This window comes from Myroides sp., assembly GCF_032073645.1.
In the GTDB taxonomy this organism is placed as follows: Bacteria; Bacteroidota; Bacteroidia; order Flavobacteriales; family Flavobacteriaceae; genus Flavobacterium; species Flavobacterium odoratimimum.
On the sequence record NZ_DAMANB010000001.1, the window covers coordinates 59,830 to 76,970 of the forward strand.

General features: G+C 31.5%; 21 protein-coding genes. 5 read left to right on the forward strand and 16 right to left on the reverse strand.

What is annotated here, in order from left to right; all coding sequences use genetic code 11:
• Positions 1-24: 24 nt before the first annotated feature.
• The 4 genes from RT228_RS00255 to RT228_RS00270 form a co-directional block, all read right to left on the reverse strand.
• Positions 25-309 carry a hypothetical protein gene (locus RT228_RS00255; RefSeq protein ID WP_006266584.1) on the reverse strand — a complete coding sequence of 95 codons (285 nt, stop codon included), beginning with the start codon at positions 307-309 and terminating at the stop codon, positions 25-27.
• A 102-nt stretch (positions 310-411) separates the two neighbouring features.
• Positions 412-1,056 (reverse strand): response regulator transcription factor, encoded by a 645-nt coding sequence (locus tag RT228_RS00260; protein WP_006266583.1) that lies wholly within the window; start codon positions 1,054-1,056, stop codon positions 412-414.
• Positions 1,046-1,756 carry a sensor histidine kinase gene (locus tag RT228_RS00265; protein WP_232297429.1) on the reverse strand — a complete coding sequence of 237 codons (711 nt, stop codon included), beginning with the start codon at positions 1,754-1,756 and terminating at the stop codon, positions 1,046-1,048. Before RT228_RS00265 ends, RT228_RS00260 begins: the two co-directional genes overlap by 11 nt.
• A gap of 673 nt (positions 1,757-2,429) precedes the next feature.
• A complete protein-coding gene (locus tag RT228_RS00270) occupies positions 2,430-2,753 on the reverse strand; it encodes a hypothetical protein (RefSeq protein WP_286382828.1) in 324 nt (107 codons plus the stop codon).
• Positions 2,754-2,950: 197 nt separating this feature from the next.
• On the opposite strand from RT228_RS00270, the gene RT228_RS00275 reads away from it, so the two are divergent.
• From RT228_RS00275 to RT228_RS00295, 5 genes are all read left to right on the forward strand, one after another.
• The gene (locus tag RT228_RS00275) at positions 2,951-3,787 is read left to right on the forward strand and encodes an RteC domain-containing protein (protein ID WP_286382826.1); all 837 of its coding nucleotides are present in this window, start codon (positions 2,951-2,953) and stop codon (positions 3,785-3,787) included.
• A gap of 53 nt (positions 3,788-3,840) precedes the next feature.
• On the forward strand, positions 3,841-4,407 hold the full coding sequence (locus RT228_RS00280; protein WP_286382824.1) for a Crp/Fnr family transcriptional regulator: 567 nt from the start codon (positions 3,841-3,843) through the stop codon (positions 4,405-4,407).
• A gap of 91 nt (positions 4,408-4,498) precedes the next feature.
• Positions 4,499-4,888: a RidA family protein gene (locus tag RT228_RS00285; RefSeq protein WP_006266577.1), complete on the forward strand. Its 390-nt coding sequence runs from the start codon at positions 4,499-4,501 to the stop codon at positions 4,886-4,888.
• 291 nt (positions 4,889-5,179) lie between these two features.
• Positions 5,180-6,304 (forward strand): chromate efflux transporter, encoded by a 1,125-nt coding sequence (chrA, locus tag RT228_RS00290; protein ID WP_006266576.1) that lies wholly within the window; start codon positions 5,180-5,182, stop codon positions 6,302-6,304.
• 489 nt (positions 6,305-6,793) lie between these two features.
• Entirely contained in the window at positions 6,794-8,323 is a 1,530-nt protein-coding gene (locus tag RT228_RS00295; protein WP_006266575.1) for a SulP family inorganic anion transporter, read from the forward strand.
• 254 nt (positions 8,324-8,577) lie between these two features.
• Here the strand turns inward: RT228_RS00295 and arsA are convergent, their stop codons facing one another.
• From arsA to tatC, 12 genes are all read right to left on the reverse strand, one after another.
• A complete protein-coding gene (gene arsA, locus RT228_RS00300; protein WP_058699359.1) occupies positions 8,578-10,308 on the reverse strand; it encodes an arsenical pump-driving ATPase in 1,731 nt (576 codons plus the stop codon).
• An 86-nt stretch (positions 10,309-10,394) separates the two neighbouring features.
• Entirely contained in the window at positions 10,395-10,727 is a 333-nt protein-coding gene (gene arsD, locus RT228_RS00305; RefSeq protein ID WP_006266573.1) for an arsenite efflux transporter metallochaperone ArsD, read from the reverse strand.
• Complete coding sequence (locus RT228_RS00310; protein ID WP_006266572.1) at positions 10,724-10,966, reverse strand: thioredoxin family protein; 243 nt, start codon at positions 10,964-10,966, stop codon at positions 10,724-10,726. Before RT228_RS00310 ends, arsD begins: the two co-directional genes overlap by 4 nt.
• A gap of 10 nt (positions 10,967-10,976) precedes the next feature.
• Positions 10,977-11,675 carry an aromatic aminobenezylarsenical efflux permease ArsG family transporter gene (locus tag RT228_RS00315; RefSeq protein WP_006266571.1) on the reverse strand — a complete coding sequence of 233 codons (699 nt, stop codon included), beginning with the start codon at positions 11,673-11,675 and terminating at the stop codon, positions 10,977-10,979.
• 6 nt (positions 11,676-11,681) lie between these two features.
• On the reverse strand, positions 11,682-12,143 hold the full coding sequence (locus tag RT228_RS00320; protein WP_121966738.1) for a nitrophenyl compound nitroreductase subunit ArsF family protein: 462 nt from the start codon (positions 12,141-12,143) through the stop codon (positions 11,682-11,684).
• 92 nt (positions 12,144-12,235) lie between these two features.
• A complete protein-coding gene (locus tag RT228_RS00325) occupies positions 12,236-12,556 on the reverse strand; it encodes an ArsR/SmtB family transcription factor (protein ID WP_058699355.1) in 321 nt (106 codons plus the stop codon).
• A 63-nt stretch (positions 12,557-12,619) separates the two neighbouring features.
• Positions 12,620-13,708 (reverse strand): ArsO family NAD(P)H-dependent flavin-containing monooxygenase, encoded by a 1,089-nt coding sequence (locus RT228_RS00330; protein ID WP_313138340.1) that lies wholly within the window; start codon positions 13,706-13,708, stop codon positions 12,620-12,622.
• A 12-nt stretch (positions 13,709-13,720) separates the two neighbouring features.
• A complete protein-coding gene (gene arsB / locus RT228_RS00335; RefSeq protein ID WP_286382812.1) occupies positions 13,721-14,755 on the reverse strand; it encodes an ACR3 family arsenite efflux transporter in 1,035 nt (344 codons plus the stop codon).
• Between the two features lie 3 nt (positions 14,756-14,758).
• Positions 14,759-15,373: a low molecular weight phosphatase family protein gene (locus RT228_RS00340; protein ID WP_286382811.1), complete on the reverse strand. Its 615-nt coding sequence runs from the start codon at positions 15,371-15,373 to the stop codon at positions 14,759-14,761.
• A gap of 17 nt (positions 15,374-15,390) precedes the next feature.
• Positions 15,391-15,843 carry a DUF6428 family protein gene (locus tag RT228_RS00345; protein WP_286382809.1) on the reverse strand — a complete coding sequence of 151 codons (453 nt, stop codon included), beginning with the start codon at positions 15,841-15,843 and terminating at the stop codon, positions 15,391-15,393.
• Positions 15,844-15,904: 61 nt separating this feature from the next.
• Positions 15,905-16,234, reverse strand: a complete 330-nt coding sequence (locus RT228_RS00350; protein ID WP_286382807.1) for a helix-turn-helix transcriptional regulator — start codon at positions 16,232-16,234, stop codon at positions 15,905-15,907.
• Between the two features lie 90 nt (positions 16,235-16,324).
• Entirely contained in the window at positions 16,325-17,131 is an 807-nt protein-coding gene (gene tatC / locus RT228_RS00355; RefSeq protein ID WP_286382805.1) for a twin-arginine translocase subunit TatC, read from the reverse strand.
• Positions 17,132-17,141 lie beyond the last annotated feature (10 nt).

Consider the following 17,141-nt stretch of genomic DNA (forward strand, 5'->3'; position numbering starts at 1 on the left):
CATCTTTGGAGGAATAATTAACAATTAGTTTTCAATTCTAAATTGCAATCTGAATGACTGTGCCACATCTCCAACTTTTGGATTCATTGGCTCTAATGTTTGAATTGTTTTTAACTCAACATCTACATCATTACCATTACATCTATTACTACATCTAGCAGTTTCTTTCTGTAATGCTTCTGCATCATTGAAATCTAAAGTCGCAAGCCTTTGTTGAAAATCTTGAAAAGATAGTCTGTTACTAGCTAATTCCTCTGAGAATGAACCTACAACTAAATTCTCTCCTGTAACATTTTTAAGTGTTTTCATAAAAATAGTTTTGATTGGTTAATAATATTAAACATGGCCAAACTACTATATGGTAAACACTTAAAAAATACGTGTTTTTACGTATTGATACTAGATACACTATTAAAACAAATCATCTTCAGTAATATAATGTCTGATGATAGCAAAGATGATAACTCCTATGAAATTACTCGCACCTGTCTTTTGCATGAGTATTTCCTTATGTTTTTCGATAGTACGAATACTAACGTTTAACTTTTTTGCAATCTCTCTACCACTATATTGATTGGCAAATAATCTTATAATTTCTACTTCTTTATCTGTGATAATAACATCTTTGGTTTGCTGTTGGGTCTGTACATGTTTTACTAGTTCTCTGATTTGCTTATCATAATACACACCTCCATTAAATACTGAATGTATCGCTTTTTCTAACTGAGCAAGCTCAATATTTTTAGTTAAATACCCTGATATATTATACCTAAGCATCCTTTCAATACTATATGAATCATTAAAACTACTAAGTATAAGAACCCTTAATTCAGGATACTTTTCATTTAATCGATGCGCGATTTGGAAACCATCCATAACAGGCATCTGAATATCTAAAAATAAAATATCTATCTTTTTAAACTTCAGGGATTCAAATAATTCAATGCCATTGGCGCATTGAAAAACTACTTCTATTCCCTCTACTTGAGAAAGAAGAAAAGAAAAGCTTTTTCTAAAAAGCTTATGATCGTCTATTATACCTATTTTAATTATCATCTTGCCTTTTTATTTTTAATTGAATACTATTATTAGAATCATTAGATTGATTAATAAACTCAGCCTTTATTTGCTGTATCCTTGTCTTAATATTACTTAGTCCTAAACCTACATCTTGTCTTTTTAAATCAGCATTAAAATCATATTTTATTCCATCGTCTTTGATTGATAATATCATGTGCAGCGGATGCCATTTCAAAGAAACCTCTGCATAAGTAGCCTGACTGTGTTTTATAATATTCTGTATCAACTCTTGCACGATTCGATAAATCTCTAATCGCTCAAGTTCACTAAGATTAAACGTCTGATTATCTGAGGTAAAAGTTATATCTATAGAAGTAACTCTAGATATTCTAATTAAATAACTGCTTAGGATTAAGTTAATTGGATTATCCTTGATAAGTGGTGGTGATAGATTATAACTAATTCTCAATACCTCGTCATAACATTGAGAAACACTTTCTTGAATATCTATAATAGTTGTAGCAACCAAATCCTTATCTTTTATTAATTTAAGAACACTAACAAAGTTTTTCAAAGTAGCTAAATCACCACAAAGTCCATCGTGTAATTCTTTAGCAATTCTAGCTCTTTCCTTATGCTCTACTAATAAATTTGTTCGGAGCTGTTCGGCAAGCTGTTCATTGCGGTATTTATTTAAATTCTTCTGATAGATGATAACTAAAATTACCACCATCATACAAAGTGAGATCATAATAAAGGTTCCCAGCCAAAAAAGTATTTTTAATTCATTTTCCATACGCCTATAGATAATAAAATTCGTAAAATTAAACTGGCAATAATATTGACAAGCCAATAATCGTAAAAAAACAATTCACTCTTATACAAATAATTAGATAACACGAACAAAGAAATTGTTGTACTATAATAAAAGAAAAGTCCAATAACAATAAAAAAAGTACTTTCTTGATATAATCGCATAATTAGCTTTTGATCAAATACTTGCTTCACCCAAAGAAAGCTACAACTAATAACAAATAAAGTCATATAGGATTTATTAAGACTCTTCGACACTAGAATCATTTCATTATTTAAATAGATAAATGATAAAATGTAAACTACTAGAAAAAGACCTAAGCCAATTATAAAAAACCACCTAGGTCTCTGCGTAATTAAATTCTTAAAGAGATAAAATACAGCCAGAAATTCAAACAAGGAGTGTATCTGATACCAATGCGTCACTTTCATCTGAAGTTGAATAATTACAACATATTCATAGATAGACGAAAATGCAATTAATGTTATAATTGGTATAATGGCTTTATTACATACAATATCCTTTCTCATAACAAGAAAAAGTAGCATTGGAATCCCTCCTGCAATTAAGGCTATATATAATATCAGGCTGTATATCACTCTATTTTTCTAACTAATTGACTTTTCTTTGGACATAAATGCGGACAAGTCACTAATTCATCAAGCATGATTCCACTAGTTAAATCTTCTCCACTTTCATCAACTCCAACTAAAACAACATTACTTTGATTTGTTTTCACATTTAGACCAGGATAAACACGTAATCCTACACATCCTTTTTGCTCTAATAACTCATCTAACTTATCAAGTCCAACAAAATAACTATTCGGTTTTTCACTGTTTTGTTCTTGATATGAATACGTCAGCTCAACTGCCTTTTCAAGGCTAATTACCGTGCCTGAATTTTTGTTAATTTCCATAAAACTAAACATTTAAAAGTTAATAATGTAAATGTTTATAATTTTCAAATAATAAACAATACGTGTTTTCCGCATATTTACCGTGTTTTTACGTATTGATTTTAAAAGTAGCATTGCTTTATTTTAATAGGGCAATAAAATCAGAAAAAAAGCAGGGTTAAACGTGTCAATAATTAACCAATCAAAACTCAATAATTATGACACAAAATGCTCTTTACACAAGTGTATTCAAAACAATTGAATCAAAGGAAATTGAACTAAACTTACTTGACTCAACTTCTATTTCAAAGGCTTATGAAATGATTCAATTTTTAAGATTACTACTTATAAATCTAAAACAAGAAATACTTCAAGTGGGGTTCAAAAATCAAATAGACGAAATTGATTTTTTTAAAGTAATTAAGCCTCAAGTCTTAGGCAAACTAATCTTTTACAACAAACTCTATTCTATAGAAACAAGTTGCCCAATAGATATTGTTGTTAAGAATAAATACTATCATAAGCATCTGGAAGAATTAAACCTTGAGTATAAGAAGTATTTTGCTCACAATGAATTTTATAAATACTATAATGCAAATAGAACAGATAAAGACATCGAGTACTTTACCCTTGGTAAAACAGATTTACTCATCGGTATAAACAGTTTTATCTTTGAAATAGATGCTCTTTTCTCCACCTATTATGATTATAAAATAGCTCGTATAATAGCTCATGACTTACTTCAGAATTATCTTCATGAGAAAATACAAGAATATGATATTGGCAACAATTCAATATCTTCATCTAACTTAGTATGGTCAGAGTCTCAAAACGCTCTTATAGAACTTATCTACGCACTTTATCTATCAGGGTCAATTAACAATGGGAAAGGGGAAATACGGAAGATAGCGGTGTTGTTTCAGCAGGTATTTGGTATAAAGCTCTTGGATATACATCATGCTTTTCATAGAATGAAAACAAGAGCTAAATCCAAAACGTGTTATTTAGATAAATTAAAGGAAGTATTAGAGGAGTATATGGATAAAGAGAGTTGAAATTAATATCTTTAATACTTTCCTTTGTAACTTATAATACTTAGTAAATCACAATGAATAATCTCCTTAGGACACAAATAGAGCAAGTAATTTCCCTTACAGACAAGGAGTTTGATTTTATCTTGTCTTATTTTGTGTTTAAAAAATATAAGAAACATCAATTTTTAATTCAAGAAGGAGAACCTGTCCCCTATCTGTTCTTTATTGATACAGGTCTATTAAAACTTGTTTTTACTGACAATAATGCTAAAGAGCATATTGTAGACTTTGCAATGGAAGGTTGGTGGGAAACGGATCTAAAAGCATTCTACAGCCAATCTCTAGCAAGCATGAGTTTAGAATGTATTGAAGATACGCTTGTCTATGCTTTAGATTTAGATGGATATAATAAACTAAGAAAAGAACTTCCTGTAATAAATGAATTCTTTTTAGATAAAGCGCACAAGGGATTTATTGCAGGGCAGCAGCGTATTTTATCCATGATGAAAAACAATACTACAGAGCGGTTCTTTGAACTCCAAGAACGCTTTCCTGGTATTATGCAGCGCGTTCTAAAATCTCTATTAGCTGCTTATCTTGGAGTTTCTAGAGAAACACTAAGCCGATTAGATTTAAAGTGATCTACCTCACTTTTTATTTGTGATATAGCTCAACTGCTGATTTAAGCGTTTAATAGCAAATTTGCTATATAACTTAAAATAAGAAAGTAAAATGATAAAAACAGCTATTAATCCTTGGCAATGGCAATTCGAGCGCAACTACGCTCAAGCAATAGAGGTCAAAAATGTTCAAAGTACACTATACTGCTCTGGTCAAGTAGCCATTGACACTAATGGTGTTTCAAGTAATGCTGATATGAAAACTCAGCTTCTACTCTCTATTAAAAACTTAGAAGAGGTAATTAAAACAGCCGATTATCCCCTTGAAGGTATTGTTAGATTAAATATTTATACTACTTCTACCTCTGAGTTGATGCAACACTTTTCTATTTTACAAGAGTGGCTTGTTAAGCATAAAATCAAACAAGCAACAACAGTACTTGAGGTAAAAGGATTATTTGAAAATCTAACTGTAGAACTTGAAGCTACAGTTGTAAAATAATGCATAAAAGCAACAACTAAATACCTAACAATAGGAGATTTTGTATCCTATTGTTAGGTATTTAATTACAACAGTTTGGTAAATTACAGGATAAAATCTATTTGATAATATTTTGGATGTACAGCAAGATTAAGAATAGTGAAAAAGGTGCTTAGCTTTGGGTTTAAGCACCTTTTAATTTACATTTAGGTAACCTTTGAATATTGAATTATCATTAGCTTTACACTTGTTTAGATAACGCAATAACTTTGAACATATCTATTGCAGTAAAAACTAAAATTAGAAAGCAATATGTCAGAAAAAGTAAGCTTAAAAGAAATAGCCAAAGTCTTTACAAAACTGGGAATTATTGGTTTTGGAGGTCCTGCAGCGCATATTGCGATGATGAGAGAGGAAGTAGTTGTACAAAGAAAATGGATGGATGAACAACATTTCTTAGATCTACTGGGAGCCACCAATTTAATCCCTGGTCCTAACAGTACAGAAATGGCTATTCATATTGGCTATGACAAAGGGGGATGGAAAGGCCTTATAATTGCAGGGCTGTGTTTTATTCTTCCTGCTATTTTGCTAACAGGTGCGCTCGCCTACTTTTATAAATTATATGGACAATTACCCCATGTACAACCTTTTATATACGGAATTAAACCAGCAATTATAGTCATTATGCTTGGAGCCGTTTTTCCACTAGCTAAAAAATCGATTACCTCCTCCTTTTTAGCCTTTTTAGGACTAATCGTCTTGGTAGCTTCTTTACTGGGGGGTAGCGAAATCTTTTTATTGTTTGGGGCTGGATTTTTAGCCTATGCCCTGTTTTATATCAATACGAGAAAGCAAAATACCTTACAAAGCTTGATTGCATTGCCACTCTTACTTAGCATACAAAGTACGTTTTTCACTACAACCAATCGACAGTTATTTTGGATTTTTCTAAAAATAGGTGCTATACTTTATGGTAGTGGTTATGTGCTATTTGCCTTTTTAGATACAGAACTAGTACAAACAGGATTACTAACAAGGGAACAACTAATGGATGCAATTGCTGTAGGGCAATTCACACCAGGACCTGTTTTCTCTTCCGTTACTTTTATTGGTTTTCAAATTAATGGTTTATCTGGAGCAATTCTTTCAACTGTTGCAATTTTTTTACCATCCTTTATTCTAGTAGCCTTACTAAACCCATTGATGAAAAAACTTCGCAACTCAAAAGGATTATCTGTCTTTTTAGATGCGGTGAATGTTGCCTCTGTCGCCTTGATTGTCGCTGTTTGTATAACGATGACACGAGATGTGTTGCTCAACTGGCAAACCCTTGTTATTACCCTACTTAGTGGTATACTCGTTTTTAAATTTAAAAAAGTAAATAGTGCTTTTATTGTTTTAGTAGGAGCTTTGTTGGGGTATATACTCTACTAATCAAAATAATAAATAACTTTATTAAAAATCTTATAATCATAAACTTACATAATTAAATAGCTTAATGTATATCTATTTCATCAAATACTGTTAATTAAAGTAGTTTCTCTTAAGCTATTGATGATGATTTCTACTAAAAAAAATTATTCAGTTACTTGTTTGTAAAATATTTGTTTAAATCCATTAGACACTGCCGCGATGCTATGCAGAAATATCTTGAGAATTTTCATACTATCAAATAAAAATTAAAAAAGTCTTCAGAATACAATAAAAAAGCAATAACTTTGTAACTTATGAAAAAAACAGTAAAAATATCTTCTCAAATTACTCCGCCTTGATCTTAGGCTAATAGTTTTTTTTATCCAATTATTTCCTTTGGCACTTTTGTCATGGACTTATCTTATATATACTTATAAAAGTACATATATCATATCTATTATTGCTTGTAATTAAAATTACAAAGCGTCATACTTATTTAATTTTTTTTCTATGAAGCAACTAATCAATTTATTTGATTTTAGTCAACCAATCAATTACAAAAATGAGATATTGGCTGGTTTAGCGGTATCTATGACTATGATACCTGAATCCTTATCTTTTGCTATACTAGCAGGTCTATCACCATTGACAGGTTTATATGCTGCTTTTTTAATGGGACTTGTAACAGCAATATTAGGAGGAAGGCCTGGTATGGTCTCAGGAGGAGCTGGAGCAACTGTTGTAGTACTTATTGCTCTTGCAGCTAGTTATGGAACAGAATACCTCTTTGCTGCTGTTGTATTAGCAGGACTTTTACAACTACTTGTGGGAGTATTAAAACTCGGTAAATACATTCGGTTAATTCCTTCCTCTGTAATGTATGGATTTTTAAATGGATTAGCAATTATCATTTTTATGTCACAAATTGTTCAATTTAAAATTACTACAAATGGAGTTGAAAATTGGTTAGAAGGTTCAGCCTTATATCTTATGATTGGATTAACTTTACTTACAATTACAATAGTAATTTTACTTCCTAAAGTAACAAAAGTAATACCATCTTCTCTTGCAGCTATTATTGTTGTTTTTGCACTTGTTTACTTTTTTAATATTGATACTAAAAAAGTAATTGATATTGCCTCTGTAGGAGGCTCCTTACCTACTTTCCATATTCCAAATATTCCCTTTACCTTTGAAACTTTAAAAATCATATTCCCTTACTCTATTGTTATGGCAGGAGTTGGGCTTATTGAGAGTTTACTTACACTTAATATGGTTGATGAAATTACGAATACAAGAGGACATTCAAATAGAGAAGCAACTGCCCAAGGTATTGCTAATATTACGAATGGATTTTTTGGTGGTATGGGAGGTTGTGCTATGGTTGCACAATCCCTAGTAAATATAGGTGCTGGGGGAAGAACAAGACTCTCTGCTCTTGTAGGAGCATGTTCTATACTATTAATAATTTTAGTTGCAGGTCCTGTAATTGAGCAAATACCTATGGCTGCATTAGTTGGAGTAATGATGATGGTAGCCATTGGAACTTTTGAATGGGCTAGTTTTAAAATAATAAATAAAATGCCTCGCCACGATATCTTTGTTATTATCCTAGTAGCGAGTATAACAGTTATATTGCATAATTTAGCATTAGCTGTATTAATAGGAGTTATTGTTTCTGCTCTTGTTTTTGCGTGGGAAAGCGCTAAACGAATAAGAGCTAGAAAATATATCGATAAAAATGGAATAAAACATTATGAAATATATGGACCTTTATTTTTTGGTTCAACTACAATATTTCTTGAAAAATTTGATATAGAGAATGATCCTGATCAGATTATTATTGATTTCAAGGAAAGTCGAATTACAGATATGTCTGCAATAGAAACAATTAATAAACTTACTGAAAAATATGCTAAAGCTAATAAACAAGTTCATTTAAAACATTTAAGTTTATCCTGTAGAAGATTAATCAAAAATGCACAAGGAGTTGTTGATATAAGTATCCTCGATACCGATTATAAGCAATACAATTCCTAATATTTTACTAGAGCATACTATATCTCATGTATAAAAAACAAATACAAGCCAAATAGTTAAATTTAAAAGAATATAACTAAACTTTCCTTATTGAGTTTTATTTTCTGTTACACAAGGCTATAAATCCCAAAAGGTTTTGGAAACTAAATTTACTTTAACGTATAGTTTTAATTATAATCTGAGACCAACAAAAGCATCACACTTAAATTAGTATATCATTCTAATTCAGTGTGATGTTTTTAAAAAGTACTTCTTTATTCAACCTTTTCCATCCAAGGTATTACAACAAAATTACCTTTAGAAAGTTCATTGACTTTATTAATCCATTGTACTTCCGTTTTTGCTTTATCTTTTAAAAAAGTACTTGTTGTATCTGTGAGATATAAACTTGAGTTTATTACCCACCATTTATTGTGTATACCTGCTCTTGCAAGATCTTCTTGTAAGCGTTGTGCTTCAAATACAGGTGTTGTTTCTGGTAACGTAACAATAACTACTTCTGTTTCTTGTTCATTTCTTAAACGTGGTAATAAATTCTGAACAGCCTCGCTAATATCTCCTTGTGTACGCTCTACTTCTTTGTGATAACTTTGAGTTGAATCTAATAACAATAAAGTATGACCTGTTGGTGCTGTATCGATAACAATTACTTCATGATCTGCTATAGCTACAATCTCAGCAAAAGCGTTAAAAACAGCTATTTCCTGTGTACAAGGAGAGCGTAAATCTTCCTCAATATAACTTAAATCACTGTTTCCCATAGTTAGTCTTGCCTTAGCTAAAACTTTCTCCTTATAGGCTTCTAACACCTTCTTCTCATCAATATGACTAACAGTAAGCCCTTCTACCTTTGTATTTACATACTCTAAGTGATTGGCTGGATCTGTTGTACTTAGGTGAACCTTAACTCCTTTTTTAACCAGTCCTCTAGCGATTCGAGCAGCTATTGTTGTTTTCCCTACACCTCCTTTACCCATCGTGAAAACCACTTTTTTCTTAGATATAAAAAGGTCTTCTATCAATACATCAATATCTTGTAACTCGTTTTTGTCTAAGCTATTTTCAGTCAAAATTGCACTTGTATTAGAAATAAGCATATTTCTAATATTATCAATTCCAGTCATATTATACGATCTTAATGGAACATAATAGGTTGGAATATCAAGAAGCTTTTTAGTTCTATTTTCTAAAGCATTTTGCTGGCGTTTATACAACTTACTTGAAATAGAATCATTCTGATCAAAATTCTCTAGCACTCCATTGATAATTAAACGCTGAGATTGTATATCTAAATCAAGTAACTCCTTATATGAACGCTCAACTTCTTTTAATGGTGTTTCATCTGGACGACTTACCAAAAATAAAGTTGTATTATTTTTATCACTCAATGTTTTCACTGCCTGCTCATATACTACTTTACGATCACCTAATCCCGACAATTGCCCAAGACAAGAAACACCTGTTGTATTTTCATCAATAAAGGTATTCCATGCTGCTGGTAGTTGTAACATTCTAAGTGTATGTCCAGTTGGTGCTGTATCAAACACAATATGGTCATATAAATCGTGTTTCTCTTTATTTGTAATTACATCTGCAAATTCATTGAAAGCAGCAATCTCCACTGTACATGATCCTGATAGTTGCTCTTCCATATTAAATAAAACAGCCTCTGGTAACTTTCCTCGATAAGGTCCTATTATGGATTCTTTATATTCTAAAGCTGCTTGCTCTGGGTTTAAATTCAAAATAGAAAGAGTGGGAATATCTTTTAACTTAGTCACTTTATTGCTCAAAGGTATATCAAATACATCCTGCAAATTTGATGCAGGGTCTGTACTAATAAGTAATATATTTTTCCCACTGTCTGCCAAGTTTAAGGAAGTAGCACATGCTATTGATGTTTTTCCTACTCCTCCTTTACCTGTAAAGAAAATATATTTTGTAAATCCTTCATTAGAGGGATTATATAGTTTAAAATTACTCATAACTACTATTTTTTTATTCAATACAATTCCTGTTCGACATACAATTAGGTATGCCGAACTAAACTGAAATTGAAAATTGGGTTAGATTATTTTGTAACAATCAAATCAGATTCTGACACTTCAAGCCATTCTGAAATTTGCTTATTACTTGGATATGATTTGGTAAGAACAATTACTCCATTTAAGGTAGTAATAGGAAAATTATCGATAGACTCTTTTTGGATAAAGTCATTAACTACTTTAGTATCTACATAAACTTGAGGATTGTCACGTAAATTAAACCGCTCAATTAAAATGCCTTTTTTCTTTAAGCTTTCTATTACAACAGCAATACGCATTAATTCAGGATCAATATTAACCCCACAAAGCCCTGTTGGACAACATAAAGCTGGATCGTAAATCTTTACTTCATTTTTCATATCTGATGTTTTTTAATTAATTCTTTTACTTCTTCTTTTGATGGAACATACCCCTTAACAGTAACTTCTCCATTAATTACCAAAGCAGGTAAAGACATAATGTTATATTTTACAATCTCTATGATATCATCCTGCTTTGTAACTTTGATATCAGAACCTACTTCTTTTACTACAGATTCTACGGTTTCTAAAGTTACCTTACACTTGGCACAACCTGTACCTAAAACTATTATTTCCATATCTATTTTTTTATAAATTCACATATATATAATAAACACCTACAACAATAAAAACAGCAGATATAATACGTCTGAACCATATTTCAAAACTCTTCATCTTATTGTAAAAATGCCCTACATTAGATATACTGTAAGCAAGTAAAAAAGCTATGATGATTACAGGTAACCCCGTTGCTAAAGCAAAAACTGGTGCTAATAATAATCCTGAAGCACTCGCCATAATTAAAGGAATCATCACTCCAAAAAACAATACTCCACTGTAAGGACAAAACGCTAAAGCAAATAAAACACCAAGTAAAAAAGCATTGAAGTAATTCTTCTTAAAGTTCTTTTGATTTACCTTCTGACTTAGTGATCCTACTCCTGGTATATTTAATTTAATAATATCAAGCATTAAAATACCGATAAGGATTAATCCAATCCCCAAATAAACACCACTTACATTTTGCAATAGTTTTGCTACTTGAAACTTACTTGCTCCAAAATAGAAAATAACACCTAATACAGTATAAGTAAATGCACGACCTAAGGTGTAAAACAGTCCATTAAATAATACTTTACGCTTAACTGTAATATCTTTACTTAAATAAGCTGTGGCTGTGATATTAGTCGCCAAAGGACAAGGACTAATAGCTGTCATCAGTCCCAACAAAAACGCAGTTACTATTGGAATATCAGAACTGTCTACTAATTGTTGTAGTAATTCCATCTAACATTAAAGTTTTTTATTAACTTGTTCAACTATAAGCTCTTCTAATACCTTTGGTGTTGTTAGCGCTGTTGCAAAAGCATCTTCTGTTAGATTAATTGAATCATCGCCTTTGGCTATAATAAGTGCATTCCAAGTCACTTCATACTTCTCTATTAAATCACTATACTGCTTTTCACTTGTATCGACTTCAATAAACTTCACTAACTCATTACTAGCAAAAGCCCCTTCTACAGTTTTCTTAGTTAAATCTCCAACTGCTAAACAAGTTTTACAACGTTGCTTTCCATGGAAATAATAAACATAGACCATTGTATTATCCGATTTTTCCTGTAAGAGTTGCTCTTGATCTAATACTTCCAAGCTCGACTCAACTAAGGCATCTTGTTCTTGTGTTTTTTTATTGTTTGAACATGAACTAGTAACTAAAGCCAATACACAAATAAGGCTTAAAAAGGTTGTTTTCATAAATAGTAATTTTGATGTTATTTAAATTTTTATTTTTACTAATTCTTAATGTTCGTAATTCGTAAAACTACGAACATTAAAGGTAAATTTTTTTATGAGCACTCAGAAGGCTTTTTAATATCCTCAAAAAATTCGTTTAATAGTTGCTTAGCAATTTGCCAATTCTCTTTATTAATACAATACTTTACTGTAGGTAAATTAATCGTTCCTTGAATCAAGCCAGCCTCTCTTAATTCTTTTAAATGTTGAGACAATGTACTTTTTGCTACAGGTAATACCTCTGACATATCTCCATGAAAACAACATTCCTGAGAAGCAAGCATCTCTAAAATAGCTACTCGTATAGGATGAGATAAAGCCTTCGTTATTCTTGCTATCTCTACTTGTTTTTCTGTTAAGTCTCTTTTCAACATACCCTTATCCTTTTTCAAATTAATCTGTTCGTAAATATACGAACAATTTATCTAAAGTTGTTCTTACAACTTTAAAAAATCTACAACTTCTTCCACTGTACTCCTAGCAGACCTACCAACTCCAATCAATGTTGCAGAAGCAAAACCAGTCCAATCACCATACCCTACAAGCCACAAACCATTAATTCCTTCAACTTTGCTGTTACCATTGGTATTCACTCTGCCATCTGGTTGAAGTATCCCCAAAGGTTCTAAATGTTTTAATGCAGGTTTAAATCCTGTGCACCAAATAACAACATCAAAATTTTCTTCTTCTCCACTTTTCCAGACAACACTAGTTTCTGTAAAACGTTCAATCTCTCCTTTGCTATTTAAAACACCTCTAGCTCTAGCATCCACAACAGGGGGAACCATAACAATACTTCTTACATTATATTTTGCTTGTACCTGATCATTGCCCGCCTTTTGCTCATTATATTTTTGCGTTGCCACATCGAAAAAAACTCTACCATCAACATCGTCAGGCAAAAAAGCTGGTACTCCTATTGTTGACCAAGTAACAGCCGTATACTTTGAAACTTCTGCTAATATTTGAGCTCCAGAATTACCTCCACCAATCACCAATACTTTTTTTCCTATAAAATCTAAAGCATTTTTATAATAGGCAGAATGTAATTGTTCATTTCTAAACTGATTTAAACCTTTAAAGACAGGAACAAAAGGACTCGCCCATGTTCCTGTAGCAGATATTACTGCTTTTGCTTTAAAATCGCCAATCGAAGTTTTTAAAGTAAATCCTCCCTCCTGTTTTAAAACTGCTATAACCTGAACAGATCTTTTTACAGGGAGTTCATATTTAGACTGATAATCATCCATGTAGGAAATAACCTCGTCTCGAACAGGGTAATAGTTTTCTGATTTAGGAAACATAAAGCCTGGTAAAGAGCTAAACTCAGCAGGAGAAAACAAAGACAAGGAATCCCATCCGTGAATCCAAGCTCCTCCTGGTTGAGCTTGCTGGTCTAAAATCAAATACTTTATTTGTGTTCTTCTTAAATAAAACCCACAAGCCAAAGCACTTTGACCACCACCAATAAGGATTAAATCATACTCATTTTGATCAACTTTATTATCATTTACAAAACTTTCCATAAAGGCTATATTTTACTTTGAATAATACTTCTTTTTCATCCATAAACTTACTCGTACAAGTAGAATCAATACAGGAACTTCAACTAAAGGTCCGATAACTCCTACAAAAGCTTGAGGAGAATGTATCCCAAATACAGCAATTGCAACAGCAATCGCTAATTCAAAATTATTACCTGAGGCAGTAAAAGAAATAGCAGCATTTTTATCATAATCCACATTCATTGACTTGTTTAAAAAGAAACTAACAAAGAACATCAATACAAAATAGATAACAAGTGGAATAGCAACCTTAACTACCTGCATAGGTAACTGAACAATTTGTTCTCCTTTTAAGCTAAACATAAGCACAATGGTAAACAGTAAAGCATATAAAGTAAAGGGTGATATAAAAGGGATAAACTTACGCTTAAACCAATCTTCTCCTTTTAGTTTAATTAGGTACTTATGACTTAAAAAACCTGCCAAAAATGGAATTCCTAAATAAATAAGCACACTTTGTACAACATCGCTCATCTTAATTGAAATAGCATAATCGGCAAACCCAAAATAAGAAGGTAATACATTGATAAAAAGCCAAACAAAAAAGCTATAAAACAGTACTTGAAAAACACTATTTAATGCAATCAGTAAGGCTGCATATTCTCTATTACCCTTTGCTAAATCATTCCATACAATCACCATTGCAATACATCTTGCTAAACCAATAAGGATTAATCCTACCATATAGTCAGGTTCATCACGCATGAAAATAATAGCAAGAACAAACATTAAAACAGGTCCTACAATCCAGTTTAAGAAAAGAGATAAGCTTAAGACTTTCTTATCCTTAAAAGCCAGTGGTAATAGATTATAATCAACCTTAGCCAGTGGCGGGTACATCATGATGATTAGCCCTATGGCCAACGGAATATTGGTCGTCCCAATAGATAGTTTATCCATCACATTAGAAACACTTGGAAATACATTTCCTAAGAGAACACCAATCCCCATTGCCAAGAAAATCCAAAGGGTTAAGTATCGATCTAAAAATTTCATTCTAACTTGCATGACTTATTTTTTAATTTGTGACACGATGTAAAACATTTCACTTGCAATTTCAAGGCTTCGATTAAAATATCCTTCTTGTTGGTTCTCTGTTCCATCAAACTCTTTTGGATCCTCGAATGTAATAGGTATTCTTCGCTCAGCACCTGCTATAAAAGGACAACCTCCATCAGCCTGTGAACAAGTCATTACAGCTGCAAAATCGCTACTTGGATTAAAAACTGCATCGTACTTCTTAGAAAAACCAATAATAGGAACTTCATTATCGCCATACTTTATCGCATAAATAGGATTCTCTCCTTCTGCAATTTTAAATACGTTAAATCCTTGTTCTTTCAGAACGGTAGCAACCATTGGATACATCGCTGTTTGCTCAGTTCCGCCAGAATAACAACTAACTTTGGGAATTGCATAATAACTTGCTGCTACTTGCATCCAAATCTGAGCTAAATGACTTCTTCTTGAATTATGTGTACATATAAAATTGATTCGAATTGGAGATTTTGAACCAACCTTAGATTGAATATAAGTCACCAAGGGAGCCAAAACTTCTTTTCTACTATCACTTATCACTTGTGATTCAAGCATAGTGCAAATTGTAGTTGATAATGTTTTATACATCTTTTACTTTTTTAAGATTAACAACATCCAGAGTTAGGATCACAACAATTAGTTTGGGTTACCTGATTACTTGGTGTAATTCCACAAGCATCTTCAGCCAAACAAGCAGTCAACGTATTTTTTAAAAGAAAGTGAGTTCCATTAAATGCTAAGAAATACTTTCCTATTGTTTCTTTACCTTGAACTTCTACTTCAATCTCCGCATCAACAATACCTAATTTTGTTTCTGACAACCTGATAATATTTAATAATTTACCTGCTTTTAAACGGTGCTGATAATCATCTGCATTCCACAATTGGAAGCTTACCTTAACCTCTTCTCTTATTGTCCCTCCACAGTCAATAAACTTTTTTGTTACTTGACCTACTTCTGTTACATGGAAGTGTTCTGCTACAAACGTTCCATCTTCAAATTGAAAATCTACTCGATCTAAATTTGCTAAAACCGCTTTTACTTCTGATAATTTCATATTTTAACTGTTTTAAATTACTTTAATATCGCAATATTACGATTGGTTTAATTAAAAAATATTAACAGCAATCCTTTGATTGTATATTTTGAGCGAAGAAGAATTCAAACTCCTTGAAGAATTCATTCCAAACTACGTCGTCAATACAATAACAAACGGATTTACCATCAATTGTTCCTTTTATAAGTCCACTATTCTTAAGCTCTTTTAAGTGTTGTGAAATAGTCGCTTGAGCCAATCCAAGTTCTTCTACCAAATCATTGCAAATACAAGCATCTTGATTGATAATATACTGAAGAATGGCAAGTCTTGCTGGATGCCCTAAAACCTTAAACATAAGCGATAACCTATTCTTTTTATCACTAAATAATTCTGATTTTGTTACTCCCATTGTTTTACACTTAATTATATATCGCAATATTACGATGAATATTTAAACTATGCAAATTTAATTATTATTTATAGCAAATACGATAATATATTATTCTGTAATGTGATTAGACTTCATAAACTTTGAAAAGAAAATACTCACTTCATACAATAAAACTAATGGTATAACCAAAATAACTTGACTCAATACATCTGGAGGTGTAATAATTGCTGATGCAACTAAAATCAAAACATAAGCATATCTGCGGTAACCTTTGAGTGTATCTGTTGATAAAATTCCCATCTTGTATAATACTAGAATGACAACTGGCAAAACAAACACAATACCTGATGCTAGTATGGTGGTTCTAACAAGAGAAATATATGAGGTAAGATCGATTTGATTGGCAACAATACTACTAATCTCTATATTCATAAAAAAATGAATAGATAAAGGAACTATAATAAAATATCCAAACAAGACACCTATAAAAAATAAAAGACTTGTGATTGTTACAAATACAATACTGTATCTTGTCTTACTATTATATAATTTAGGGTGTACAAGTTTCCAAATTTGATACAAAATCCAAGGAAATGAAGCTATTAGTCCAAAGGTAAAACTAGTCCAAATCATAATCATTAACTGACCATCCATTTTTCGATTTTGAATATCAAAATCAATCCCTTCCATATACAATGATGAACTCAAATTAAAAAAATCTATCAAAGAACGATGCCAAATATAAATAGGAAAATTAGGGTTCTTAGGAGCAAATAATATTTGCTCAAAAATAAAGTTAGTATATAAAAACGCTATGCTACTACATAAAACAATTCCAATAAAACACTTGATTAAAAAACTTCTTAAAAGTCCAACAAAATTTAAAAATGTCTTTTTCTTAATACCTCTATCCATATCTTATTAT

What these genes read in the sequence shown, in the direction of transcription:
- chrA (WP_006266576.1), top strand. Translation starts at nt 5,180, where the DNA reads ATGTCAGAAAAAGTAAGCTTAAAAGAAATAGCCAAAGTCTTTACAAAA.
- RT228_RS00265 (WP_232297429.1), bottom strand. Translation starts at nt 1,756, where the DNA reads ATGATGGTGGTAATTTTAGTTATCATCTATCAGAAGAATTTAAATAAA.
- RT228_RS00330 (WP_313138340.1), bottom strand. Translation starts at nt 13,708, where the DNA reads ATGGAAAGTTTTGTAAATGATAATAAAGTTGATCAAAATGAGTATGAT.
- RT228_RS00260 (WP_006266583.1), bottom strand. Translation starts at nt 1,056, where the DNA reads ATGATAATTAAAATAGGTATAATAGACGATCATAAGCTTTTTAGAAAA.
- RT228_RS00350 (WP_286382807.1), bottom strand. Translation starts at nt 16,234, where the DNA reads ATGGGAGTAACAAAATCAGAATTATTTAGTGATAAAAAGAATAGGTTA.
- RT228_RS00320 (WP_121966738.1), bottom strand. Translation starts at nt 12,143, where the DNA reads ATGAAAACAACCTTTTTAAGCCTTATTTGTGTATTGGCTTTAGTTACT.
- RT228_RS00325 (WP_058699355.1), bottom strand. Translation starts at nt 12,556, where the DNA reads ATGTTGAAAAGAGACTTAACAGAAAAACAAGTAGAGATAGCAAGAATA.
- arsB (WP_286382812.1), bottom strand. Translation starts at nt 14,755, where the DNA reads ATGCAAGTTAGAATGAAATTTTTAGATCGATACTTAACCCTTTGGATT.
- RT228_RS00280 (WP_286382824.1), top strand. Translation starts at nt 3,841, where the DNA reads ATGAATAATCTCCTTAGGACACAAATAGAGCAAGTAATTTCCCTTACA.
- RT228_RS00270 (WP_286382828.1), bottom strand. Translation starts at nt 2,753, where the DNA reads ATGGAAATTAACAAAAATTCAGGCACGGTAATTAGCCTTGAAAAGGCA.
- RT228_RS00310 (WP_006266572.1), bottom strand. Translation starts at nt 10,966, where the DNA reads ATGGAAATAATAGTTTTAGGTACAGGTTGTGCCAAGTGTAAGGTAACT.
- RT228_RS00255 (WP_006266584.1), bottom strand. Translation starts at nt 309, where the DNA reads ATGAAAACACTTAAAAATGTTACAGGAGAGAATTTAGTTGTAGGTTCA.
- RT228_RS00315 (WP_006266571.1), bottom strand. Translation starts at nt 11,675, where the DNA reads ATGGAATTACTACAACAATTAGTAGACAGTTCTGATATTCCAATAGTA.
- RT228_RS00295 (WP_006266575.1), top strand. Translation starts at nt 6,794, where the DNA reads ATGAAGCAACTAATCAATTTATTTGATTTTAGTCAACCAATCAATTAC.
- tatC (WP_286382805.1), bottom strand. Translation starts at nt 17,131, where the DNA reads ATGGATAGAGGTATTAAGAAAAAGACATTTTTAAATTTTGTTGGACTT.
- RT228_RS00285 (WP_006266577.1), top strand. Translation starts at nt 4,499, where the DNA reads ATGATAAAAACAGCTATTAATCCTTGGCAATGGCAATTCGAGCGCAAC.
- arsD (WP_006266573.1), bottom strand. Translation starts at nt 10,727, where the DNA reads ATGAAAAATGAAGTAAAGATTTACGATCCAGCTTTATGTTGTCCAACA.
- RT228_RS00345 (WP_286382809.1), bottom strand. Translation starts at nt 15,843, where the DNA reads ATGAAATTATCAGAAGTAAAAGCGGTTTTAGCAAATTTAGATCGAGTA.
- RT228_RS00275 (WP_286382826.1), top strand. Translation starts at nt 2,951, where the DNA reads ATGACACAAAATGCTCTTTACACAAGTGTATTCAAAACAATTGAATCA.
- arsA (WP_058699359.1), bottom strand. Translation starts at nt 10,308, where the DNA reads ATGAGTAATTTTAAACTATATAATCCCTCTAATGAAGGATTTACAAAA.
- RT228_RS00340 (WP_286382811.1), bottom strand. Translation starts at nt 15,373, where the DNA reads ATGTATAAAACATTATCAACTACAATTTGCACTATGCTTGAATCACAA.